The organism is Spartobacteria bacterium UBA695, assembly GCA_002298145.1.
In the GTDB taxonomy this organism is placed as follows: Bacteria; Verrucomicrobiota; Verrucomicrobiia; order Chthoniobacterales; family Chthoniobacteraceae; genus UBA695.
The window spans coordinates 160,570-170,642 of record DBMP01000008.1 but is presented as its reverse complement, the minus strand read 5'-3'; the positions used below and the strand labels follow the sequence as shown (position 1 = coordinate 170,642).

Below are 10,073 nucleotides of genomic sequence, written 5' to 3'. Positions count from 1 at the left end.
GACCGAGGGCCTTTTTTTTGCTCTGATGCTGTTTCTGCTAACGTCTGGCGTTACTTCAATGCCGGACCTGCGCAGCCGACGACGGCCTGGTGCTATTTCATTGGCCTCGCAGATATTTGCGGGGCATTTTCCTTGGCTTGGCAGACAAGCCGCGCGTAAGTCTCCGAGGGACGGTCCCCCAAGTGATCTTCTGCGATCCGGCCGGTGTCGCGGGTATAGTCGAGCGAGAACAGCCCGAAACGCGGTGTGAACGAGCCCCACTCGTAGTTATCGAAGAGGGACCAGTGGAGATAGCCGATGAGCGGAATGCCATCGCGAACCATGTTCATGGTTTCGCCAACGTGCAGCCGCAAAAAGGCGCTGCGGGTGTAGCGGTCGCGCCGGTGCGTGTGCTGGTTATCGGGGCGGCGGCGCAATGCCATGCCGTTTTCGGCAATGAGGATCGCGCGATCGTGAAAATCCCGCGAATAATAGGCGCAGAAGAAATGCATGCCGCGCGGCAAAACGCGCCAGTCCCACCATTTGCTGACGAAACAGGCTTCCAGCCAGGCCCGGAAAGTTTTGGTCTTAAATTCGTGGTCGGCCAGCATCGGGACCCGGAAGCTGTGGGCCATGAAGGGATCGTAGTAATCCACGGCGATGAAATCGAGGAACTGCTCCCGAGGGGAGGCGTGGATGGCGTCGAGTAACGGGGCGAATTGATCTGCGGTGAAAAGGCGTTTCCCTTCGGATTCCAGGTAGCGTTTAACGAGAATGCCGATGAAGGAAAGCAGTCCCCGCCGCAGGGGCAGGTTTGCGGTCCGCAGGGTGGTCTTGAATTCTCCGGATTTGGCATCGAGATAGGCGCGCAAGTTTTCGCGCGCGATACCCCGTTCCCGGAGTGCGAGCAGGTCCAGGAGCACTTTGTCGGACCAATACAGGTCACTGCAATAGTTGTTGAGGCTGACCTCCGGGTGTCTCCATCCGTTGGCCTCATGCAAATCGTGGATTGCGTTATAGGCGTGAACGTGTGCCACGAGCAGTTGATTTAAGCAGCGGCTGAAGTTCGCGAATCCCCGCGAGCCGTGGCCGGGAAATTGATTGCCCAGGTAGGTGTTCACGGCCAGCGTGTTGGGCTCGTTGATGGTCAGGTAATAGCGAATGGGCGCTTGGCCGTGCTTTTCCACCAAGGCCCGGTTGACGTGGGTGACGGCAGTTTTGACGAAAAGTAAAAATGGCTTCTGGATGGAGGGGCTGAGCCATGGATCGCTACCTAGCCAGGCCGGATGCACGAAATGGTGCAGGGTGACGATGGGTTCCATGCCATGGCGACGGCAGGCGGCGAGAATGTCGGCGTAGCGTTCCAGCGCATCGAGATCAAAGGGGGGCGAAGTGCCTTGTCGGTCGGCATTTGCGTCACCCGGCTGAACGCGGCTCCACTCGATCCCGAGCCGGAAGGCGGTGAGGCCCATTTTCTGGCAGGTGGCAAAATCGGCTTCGTAACAATTCCAGAAATCCGCTGCGTGGCCCGACGGCATGACTTCCTGGCGCATTTCCGCCTCGGCCCAGTTTGTCTGGGGTTCGCCGGGAGCGTTATAGCCGCCCTCGGATTGGTAGGCCGATGTGGCGACTCCCCAGAGAAAATCGGGGTTGGCTGGCGACGGTGAAGGAATGTCCGGCATGTTTTGGGGCGCAGGGGATATTTGCGCTATGATTCTCACTCTTGCCAGCTTTATTCCGGCGTGTGGGGTGGGATTTTCGGGCCGTTTTCAGCGGATTGCATCGGTGCGGCGGCTATTCGGTCGACGGTGTGGCTTCCAGGGTGACGGCCAGGACGCTGCCCTTGCCTGCCTTGCTCGTGGCTTTGATCTCTCCTCCGTGCGCATCCATAATGGCTTTGCAGATGGCCAGCCCGAGGCCGCTCCCGCTTTCGGGATGACGGCGAGTGGTATCCAGGCGGAAAAACCGATCGAAAATGCGCTCGATTTTATCTTCGGGAATGCCGGGGCCGTTATCCTCCACGACTAGAAATGCGTTCCCTCCTGCGGTGCCGGTGCGCAGATGCACTTTGCCTGAGGCCTGGTTGTAGAGGATCGCGTTGGAGAGGAGATTGACGGCGACTTGCTCCAGGCGCGCCGTGTCGCCCCGGCAGGATGCGGGGTTAAGCTCTGATGAAATTTCAACGGTATGTTCCCGTGCCAAGGGCTGGACGAGCGCAAGGGCTTGGGAGGCGACGCAAGCGAGGTCGCACGGCGTTTTTTTTAGCTCCTGCTCTTTGGCATCGAAACGAGCCAGCAGGCCCAGGGACTCGATGATTTTGCGCATGTGCCGGGCGGCTTCATGGCAGACTGCGATGGTTTCCCGGTAGCGCTCGGGCGTGCGCTCGCGCTTGAGCGAAAATTCGCAGTCCGCCAGGATGGATGCGACCGGCGTGCGAAGTTCATGAGAGGCGTCGGCGGTGAATTGCTTTTGCCGAAGCAGAACGCTCTCCAGTTGGTTGAAGGTGTGGTTCAGCACGTTGGCCAACTGGCCGAGTTCGGAGCGTTGGGAGGGGATGGCGATGCGTTCCGAAAGGGCTCCACTGGCAATGTGCTCGGCGGCCCGGCTGATATCCCGGATGGGTTTGAGACCGTGCTTGATGAGCCGGAAGCCGAAGAAAGAAAAGAGGCCCAGAACGGAGACCGCCGCCGCGACGGTCTGGGGTAGGGTGTGCAGCGCCAGTAATTCGACGACCTTGCGGGGTTGGCCCAGTGCGATGACATCCCCGATCCGCGTGTGAACCTCCACGCCAAGGGACCGGGCGCCCGGCTTCAAAGTCAACGGTCCGCCAGGTGGCGTGCTGACGCAAAAGTCCCGAGGCGCATTCTGCGAACGGTAGATTTCCTCCCCCCGCCAATTAACGAGGATCACATAGATTTGCTCTCGTTCTAATTTTGCCACAGTTTTATGAAAATCGCGGTTGTTCACCGGGCCCCGCATCACCGGAGGTTCCGCGGGACGGGGCTGTCCATCCATTTTTGAAAAATCCGGCGGAGGGAAGGCCAAGGGGCGCATTTGCACCGCGTGTTTTTGCATCCGCGTTTCCGCCATGCGCCGCGCGCTCTGTAACGTGGTCCAGAAATGTCCGGCAAACAGCAGGGCGACCGCTACGGAAAAAATAGCGGTGTAGTAGAGGAAAATCCTCCACTGGATGCTGTCGCGCAACGGGGTCATGCGCTCCATTGGTAGCCCATACCGCGCCGGGTTTGGATCCTTGTTTTGCCGAATTTCTGCCGGAGCCGGTAGATGTAGACATCCAGCAGGTTGGACATTGAATCGTCGCGCTCATCCAGGAGGTGTTCGGTCATTTCCTCGCGCGAGACCACGGCTCCCCGTTGCCGGATGAGCAGCTCCAGCAGGGCGAATTCGCGTGTCGTCAGTTCCACGGGCTGGCTGTTGATGAATGCGGTGCATGCGGCGGTATCGAGGGTGACCGGTCCCACTCGGATCACGGGATTGGGGTTGCTGGCAGCCCGGCGGATAAGGGCCCGCAGGCGCGCGACCAGCTCCTCCATATCGAAGGGTTTGATCAAGTAGTCGTCCGCGCCGGTGTTCAGCCCGTGCAGTCGGTCGGAAAGGCTGCTGCGGGCTGTGAGCATTAGTACGGGAGTGCGTACTCCGGCCTGGCGGATTTTCTGAAGAACCTCGAATCCATCCGGCTCGGGAATCATGATGTCGAGCGCGATTGCGTCATATTCATAATGCGCGATGTGGTAGAGCGCTTCCTCGCCGCTGGCCGCGCCGTCTGTGGCAAAGCCTTCGTCGCGCAGATAATCGAGAAGCGATTTTCGAAGGCGGTTGTTATCTTCGACGATCAAGATTCTCATATCGCTCGTGGTTTAGCATGTTTTCTCCGGGAGCGGGATAGAAATTTGGGATACCTGAAAATAGGAAAAAATCTCCCCTGGATTCATCTTGGATTCATGTTCGCTTTGCTAAGGTGCGAGCCGTAAGCGTGGAACGCCGGCCATGGTGTGATGCGCTGTTACTTAGAAAATCCTCAGCACATTCGACGACATGCGAAATCATTTTGAATCCTCACTCTTGGCTGAAAAAAGCCGGTTAGGGAAATGGCTGGGCCTGTGCGCCGTCCTGGCGGGGATGTTCGGTGTGATTCAGAGCGCATCGGGTGCCGGGGTGACATATAACTCGGGCACCACCACCTGGACTTCGAGCACTAGCTATAACAATGATGTGGTTATCGGCTCGACCGGGACGGCCACATTGCTCGTCAAGGGGGGGAACACCACTGCATCGAACACGTATGTTGCCGACCAAGCCGGATCCTCCGGCACGGTGCAGATTACCAGCGGAACCTTTGGCTCTGGAAACACCACCTACGTGGGGGGACACGGTTCAGGGACTTTGGTAATCAATGGCGGGGTAATGACCACGGGAACTTTGTATATTGCCTATGGCAATGGATCGAGCGGCGCGCTAACCGTTACTAGTGGTACGCTCAAGGCCGATCAGCAAGGGATCTGGGTAGGGAGGGACGCCAAAGGGTCTTTGACGGTAAGCGGGGGATATGTCAGCAGTGTTGCCAACCTTGACATCGGCTATTTAGCCAGAGGTAGCGGTACCGCCACGCTCACCGGGGGAACAGTGGCTATTTCTTCAACGATTAATGTGGGCCTATCGGGTACGGGGACATTAACCACCGGCAGCAGCAGCGTGGTAACCGTGGGCAGCGGAACTGTGGTGGTGGGGGCGAATGCCGGTTCCGTGGGAACGCTCAACCTGGGCGACGGCGGTAATTACACGGGGTCTTTGAGCGCCAGCAGCGGCCCTCTTGTCATTGCCGGAGGAAGCGGTTCGGGCACGGTAAATTTCAATGCCAGCAGCGCCAACAGCTACAGCCAGAAGTTTACGGGGAGCTTGAAGGTCAACCAAATCGGCAGCGGCACCACGACGCTGACGGGCACTAGTAATTACTCCGGGCTTACAACGGTCTCCTTGGGTGAACTCAAGGTGAACGGCTCGCTGGCGACTTCCGGAACGGTCAAAGTAACCAGCGGCGGCCGCCTGAGCGGCAGCGGCACGGTGGGCAACGTCAACGTCACGGGCGGCACCGTGGCTCCCGGTAACAGCCCGGGAACCATTTCGGTAACGAGCCTGACGCTCGACTCCGCCTCGACCTTGGAAATGCAAATCACTGGCACCACGGCGGGGACGTTCGACCTAGTAAAGGTCAGCGACTCCGTTTCGCTTTCAGGTACGCTGGCGCTTTCCGGGCTGGATGCGCTTACCGAGCTGGGCGCGACGATCACGCTGATTCAGATCGACGGCACGGCGGTTGCGAAGGTGATTGGCCAGTTTACCGCGGTGACGGCATCGGGCACGAACGTGGTCCTTTCAAACGGTTCCACGACGTCCACCTTTACCTATAATGATGTGAATTATGAAGTGGATTACAACGGTGGCGATGGCAACGATGTGACCATCACCGTTGTTCCTGAGCCCAACTCCTGGGCGCTGCTCATTGGCGCGCTGGGTTTTTTGGCTTGGCGCAGACGCCGCCGGGGCTCCTGGTAAATTTCGCGCGGTCCGAAACCCGCAGGGATAGAAGCGCGGGGAGAACGTTGTTTTCGATTTACGAAGACACGTTCTTCTCATGCCCACTCCCGATAAGTACGATGCTCCGGCATCGGCGGCAGGCAGCGCGCCACGCCGCTTCCACGTAATGGCCAAGCCGGTTGGCTCGGCGTGTAACCTTGATTGTGCCTACTGCTTTTACCTCAGCAAGGCGCAGCTTCCCAAGGGGCCGGGACCGGGCCGCATGAGTGAGGCAACCGTGGAGGCCTTTATTCGGCAATACATCGAGGGCGTCACGGCTGGCGATGTGGTCTTCTCCTGGCAGGGTGGGGAGCCGACGCTGGCGGGCCTGGATTTTTACCGGAAGGTGGTCGCGTTGGAGAAAAAGTATGCCCGGCCCGGCCAGCGCATTCAGAATGATCTCCAGACCAACGGCACGCTGCTGGACGAGGAGTGGGCGGCGTTCTTGAAGGCGAACCGCTTTCTGGTGGGGCTGAGCATTGACGGTCCTCGGGAACTCCACGACCGTTGCCGGGTGGCAAAAGGGGGGGCGCCTACGTTCGACCAGGTTTTTCGGGCGGCCCAGCTTCTGCGCCAGTATGAAGTGCCTTTTAACACGCTGACATGCGTGCACCGCTTCAACGCGCGCCGCCCGCTGGATGTTTACCGATTTCTGCGGCGGGAACTGGGGGCCACCTACCTGCAGTTTATCCCCATTGTTGAACACCGGGCGTTCCGCGGCACCGCGCCGCAGCGTTGGGATGTCGCCGCGCTTCCTACGGAGAGCGATCCCGAATCCCGCCCGGGCTCGCCTCATTCTGTGGTTACGGAATGGTCGGTCGACCCGGAGGACTGGGGCTATTTCCTATGCCGCGTCTTTGATGAATGGCGCTCGAGGGACGCGGGCCGCGTGTACGTCAACCAGATCGAGACGCTAGTGGCGCAGCACCTTGGCATGCCCTCGCAGCTCTGCATTTATGGGGAGTTCTGCGGCAAGGGCCTGGCCGTCGAACACGATGGCTCCATCTACGCTTGCGATCATTATGTTTATCCCGAATACCACCTCGGCAACCTGCACGAAACCCCGCTGAACAAAATGGCGTTCTCGCGCGAGCAGGTGATCTTTGGCTACGCTAAAAACGAGGCGTTGCCCCGCCAGTGCCGGGAGTGTGAGTTCCTCAAAGATTGCTGGGGCGAATGCCCGAAGAACCGCCTCCTGCGTACAGCGGAGGGCGAGCCGGGGCTGAATTATCTTTGCCGGGGATTCAAACGCTACTTCGCGCATGCCTTGCCGGAGATCGAATGCCTTGCTGCCGAACTGCGTCGGGGGCCGATCCGGCCTGTGGCGCGCATGTAGCCGTGTGCTCCCTCACCTCCGGGGCGCGGGGATGGTTAATCCCCCTCGTGATTCCGGATCTTTTGCTCAATCTCCCGCTTGATGGCCTCAAGGTTGAAGCTGGCCGGGGTTTGCATCGGCGGATAGTCGATAGCGGTTGCCGCCAGCCTCTCCACGTATTTCTGGACCATCACGAAGCGCCAAAACTCCCGCGCATAAAAGTCGTTCATGTAGCCGCCCGCGCCATTGTTCGTCGTCTCGCCCCGGGTGAGCGGGGTTCGCTCGAAGGGGTCCTGGCGGATATTGATGATGGTGGGCATGTCTGTCGTCAACTTTTCCCCCGGCCATCCGTAAGGCTGTTGGAAGAACTGGAACTTGAAATCGTCAATGCGGAGCGCCCCGAGCTTAGGCCCGCCGAAGTAGAAAATCTCGTGGCGAGCCGAAGGCCCCTTGCCCTGGAGTAAATCGAGCTGATTGTAGCCGTCGAGATGGTTTTTATAGGTTCGATCGCCCAGCTTTACGCCTTTGAGAAGCTGCTCGGTGATGTCCTTATTACCCGCCGCGGCGGCGAGAGTGGGGAGCCAGTCGAGACCCGAGAAGAGGCCGTTTTCAATGCTGCCTGGCTGTACGTTTCCGGGCCATCGAATAATACAAGGTACGCGAAAGCCGCCTTCGAAAACCGTCCCCTTGGTTGCCCGGAACGGCGTCATCCCGCCATCGGGCCAAGTGAAGACCTCCGCGCCGTTATCCGTGGTGAATACCACAATAGTATTGTCGGCCTCGCCGATCTCCTCGAGATGTTTCAAGAGCGCGCCGACACTGTCATCCAACTGCGCCATGCCCGCCTCTTCCAATCCGTAGTTGCTCCCGGCATTCATCAACGCCTGATATTGGGGCGAAAGGTAGGTGAACACGTGCATACGCGTCGTGTTGTGCCAGATGAAGAAGGGATTGCCGTCATTTTTCGCCTTGTCCATGAAGTCGCAGGAGGCTTTGACGAGCACCTCATCAAAGGTCTCCATATTGTACTTCGCTGGCCGGCCCACCTGCCAACTCTGGCGATCCGTCATGTTCGGAAAAGGCGCCAAGGGGCCCTCGTCCACGATCTTTTGTTTCCCCACCCGGCCCCAGCGCGGCATCTCCGTGGGGTCCTCCGTATTCGTCGCCCAGCAGTGAACCAAATCACGAGGGCCGGTCTTGTCGATCCAATCCTGCGGGTAGTCAAACCAATAGGGATCGGACATCGCGTCGAGGTGATAGAGGTAGCCAAAGAATTCATCAAAGCCATGCACCGTGGGCAGGTATTTATTGAGATCGCCGAGATGGTTTTTCCCAAACTGGCCCGTGGCGTAGCCCTGGGCTTTGAGCACCGTTGCGACCGTGACCGCCTGGGCGGGGAGCCCTACATCCGCACCGGCTTGGCCCACCGTGGTCAGGCCCGTGCGAACCGGCAGCTGGCCCGTGATGAAATTGGCCCGCCCCGCCGTGGAGCTTGCCTCGGCGTAATAGTCGGTAAAAAGCATCCCCTGCGCGGCAAGTTTGTCCAGATTGGGCGTTTTGCCGGACATGATGCCCCGGTGATAAGCGCCGATATTGAACCAGCCGATATCATCGCCCATGATGAAGAGGACATTCGGCTTTTTCTCCGCCGCGGAAGCCTGGGGCGCTGCTCCCCATAACGTAACCGCCGCCGCCGCGGCCAAGATGCCCCCTTCAAGAATCCGTGGTGTCATAAATCGATGCCTTTCCCCCCTTAAAAACAAACGCACAGCCGAAGCGTTGGTGCCTGCTTAATCGAGCGGCCTCAAGGCCCCGGATGTTCGGAGGCACGAGGAGGGGGGAAAAGAACGGCGCGTGCAAATCGGAGTTCTTTCTGGCGAGCCATCGGGCGGCGGTTTGCGCGGAAGTGAGGAAGCTTTTGTTTTCAGCAAGCGCTTGATTTGCGGCCCTCGAACCTTTAGAAGTCCCTGGTACGTTGGTTCTATCGGAGCCACATGCGCCCGTAGCTCAGCCGGATAGAGCAACGGTTTTCTAAACCGTGGGTCGGGTGTTCGAGTCACCCCGGGCGCACTTTCTTTTCGGGTATTTTCGACTCTCTGCTTCTGGAACGAGTGACCCCTGCCGCGCTACTGCGATAGGAGTTCGTCCGCCGAACGCGAACAGCCGCGCGCGATGGCGTTGGGGTCGCGCCCCAGGAGTTCGAAGTCGCCGCCCCGGCGAATGGCGAGGTCCTGGGTCTGGATCGCGGCGACGGAACCAAGGTTGGCCAGGTCGTAGAGGCGCAGCATGCCCCGTTCGCCGGCGGCGGCTTCTTCGCCGCTCTCGGGGTCGACTACGCGCACGCGGGTCCAGTCCGGCCCGTGGTGGGCTCCCCCCAAGCCGCGGGTGTACCATTGTGAGCTGAGCTCGGTCATGCTGTATTCGTTGAGGATGGCTTCCGGTGCGAGGCCGAAGGTGCCCCGCATTTTCTCGTAAAGCGCGGCTTTGGTGAGGGTCCGTCCGGTGCCTTTGTAGCCGCCTGTTTCCATGGCGAAGCTGCCCGGGGCGAGGGGAATCCGATCTGTTCCGAGTGTTTCGATGAGGTGCAGGAAGGCCAGGGCCGTGCCGAGGATGAGCACTGGGCCCTCGGAGGCTGTGGTGCGAACGGCGTCTACGTCCAGGCTGCCGCCCGCGTCGATGGCCCAGGTCTGGGGGCCGAGTGTGCTGAGTGTTCCCATCATGTGGCTGAGGGAGGAGTGGGGGGCGTCGCCGGGGCGCTGGGTCAGGATGATCTGGGGGGCCGAGGGGAGCGACAGGGCCTGCCAGGCGCGGAGGATGGAGGCGTCGTAGAGTCGCGTGGAGCAAAAGTGGTGGCTGCCGTAGCCTTCGCCGGTGGTGCCGCTGGTGCGGAAGGTGGTGACGGCGGAGGCGGCGGGGAATGTGCGCAGGGCGGCGTGGCGAAAGGCACTCGTTGGCACCGCCGGGATCTCCCACCAGTGCTTTACGCGCGCTTTTTCGTGACGGCAAAACTGGTCGTACGGGGCGTTGGCTTCGCGCTGAAAGTGGTGGATTTCCAGTGCCAAGGCGTCGAACTCTGCCTCGGGAATGCCGCCTGCGGGGCGGGCCATCCAGTCGAGGAGTTTCGCTTCAAGGTCGTGGTAGGACATGGTCCTCTAAGGAATCATGAAACGGCGCTGATACCAAT

General features: G+C 59.9%; 7 protein-coding genes and 1 tRNA gene. 3 read left to right on the top strand and 5 right to left on the bottom strand.

The annotated features are described in order from the left end of the window. Positions 1-92 precede the first annotated feature (92 nt). The 3 genes from B2828_RS04515 to B2828_RS04505 all read right to left on the bottom strand — a co-directional run bounded on the left by B2828_RS04515 (position 93) and on the right by B2828_RS04505 (position 3,845). Positions 93-1,661, bottom strand: a complete 1,569-nt coding sequence (locus tag B2828_RS04515) for a family 1 glycosylhydrolase (protein ID WP_479632500.1) — start codon at positions 1,659-1,661, stop codon at positions 93-95. A 112-nt stretch (positions 1,662-1,773) separates the two neighbouring features. Next, positions 1,774-3,201, bottom strand: a complete 1,428-nt coding sequence (locus B2828_RS04510; RefSeq protein ID WP_479632499.1) for a sensor histidine kinase — start codon at positions 3,199-3,201, stop codon at positions 1,774-1,776. Continuing rightward, positions 3,189-3,845 carry a response regulator transcription factor gene (locus tag B2828_RS04505; RefSeq protein WP_479632498.1) on the bottom strand — a complete coding sequence of 219 codons (657 nt, stop codon included), beginning with the start codon at positions 3,843-3,845 and terminating at the stop codon, positions 3,189-3,191. The genes B2828_RS04510 and B2828_RS04505 overlap by 13 nt, the downstream gene beginning before the upstream one ends. 190 nt (positions 3,846-4,035) lie before the next feature. Here B2828_RS04505 and B2828_RS04500 point away from each other — a divergent pair, with 190 nt between their 5' ends. Beyond that, positions 4,036-5,553, top strand: a complete 1,518-nt coding sequence (locus B2828_RS04500) for a beta strand repeat-containing protein (protein ID WP_479632497.1) — start codon at positions 4,036-4,038, stop codon at positions 5,551-5,553. 79 nt (positions 5,554-5,632) lie between these two features. After that, positions 5,633-6,910 (top strand): anaerobic sulfatase maturase, encoded by a 1,278-nt coding sequence (locus B2828_RS04495; protein ID WP_479632496.1) that lies wholly within the window; start codon positions 5,633-5,635, stop codon positions 6,908-6,910. Positions 6,911-6,945: 35 nt separating this feature from the next. On the opposite strand, the gene B2828_RS04490 is transcribed toward B2828_RS04495, so the two are convergent. Next, complete coding sequence (locus B2828_RS04490) at positions 6,946-8,622, bottom strand: arylsulfatase (RefSeq protein WP_479632495.1); 1,677 nt, start codon at positions 8,620-8,622, stop codon at positions 6,946-6,948. 263 nt (positions 8,623-8,885) lie between these two features. On the opposite strand from B2828_RS04490, the gene B2828_RS04485 reads away from it, so the two are divergent. Then, positions 8,886-8,959, top strand: a tRNA-Arg gene (locus tag B2828_RS04485). 56 nt (positions 8,960-9,015) lie between these two features. On the opposite strand, the gene B2828_RS04480 is transcribed toward B2828_RS04485, so the two are convergent. Continuing rightward, the gene (locus B2828_RS04480) at positions 9,016-10,035 is read right to left on the bottom strand and encodes a long-chain-fatty-acid--protein ligase (protein WP_479632494.1); all 1,020 of its coding nucleotides are present in this window, start codon (positions 10,033-10,035) and stop codon (positions 9,016-9,018) included. Positions 10,036-10,073: the final 38 nt, after the last annotated feature.

Coding starts and splice junctions, on each gene's coding strand:
- B2828_RS04495 (WP_479632496.1), top strand. CDS start 5,633: ATGCCCACTCCCGATAAGTACGATGCTCCGGCATCGGCGGCAGGCAGC.
- B2828_RS04490 (WP_479632495.1), bottom strand. CDS start 8,622: ATGACACCACGGATTCTTGAAGGGGGCATCTTGGCCGCGGCGGCGGCG.
- B2828_RS04500 (WP_479632497.1), top strand. CDS start 4,036: ATGCGAAATCATTTTGAATCCTCACTCTTGGCTGAAAAAAGCCGGTTA.
- B2828_RS04515 (WP_479632500.1), bottom strand. CDS start 1,661: ATGCCGGACATTCCTTCACCGTCGCCAGCCAACCCCGATTTTCTCTGG.
- B2828_RS04480 (WP_479632494.1), bottom strand. CDS start 10,035: ATGTCCTACCACGACCTTGAAGCGAAACTCCTCGACTGGATGGCCCGC.
- B2828_RS04505 (WP_479632498.1), bottom strand. CDS start 3,845: ATGAGAATCTTGATCGTCGAAGATAACAACCGCCTTCGAAAATCGCTT.
- B2828_RS04510 (WP_479632499.1), bottom strand. CDS start 3,201: ATGGAGCGCATGACCCCGTTGCGCGACAGCATCCAGTGGAGGATTTTC.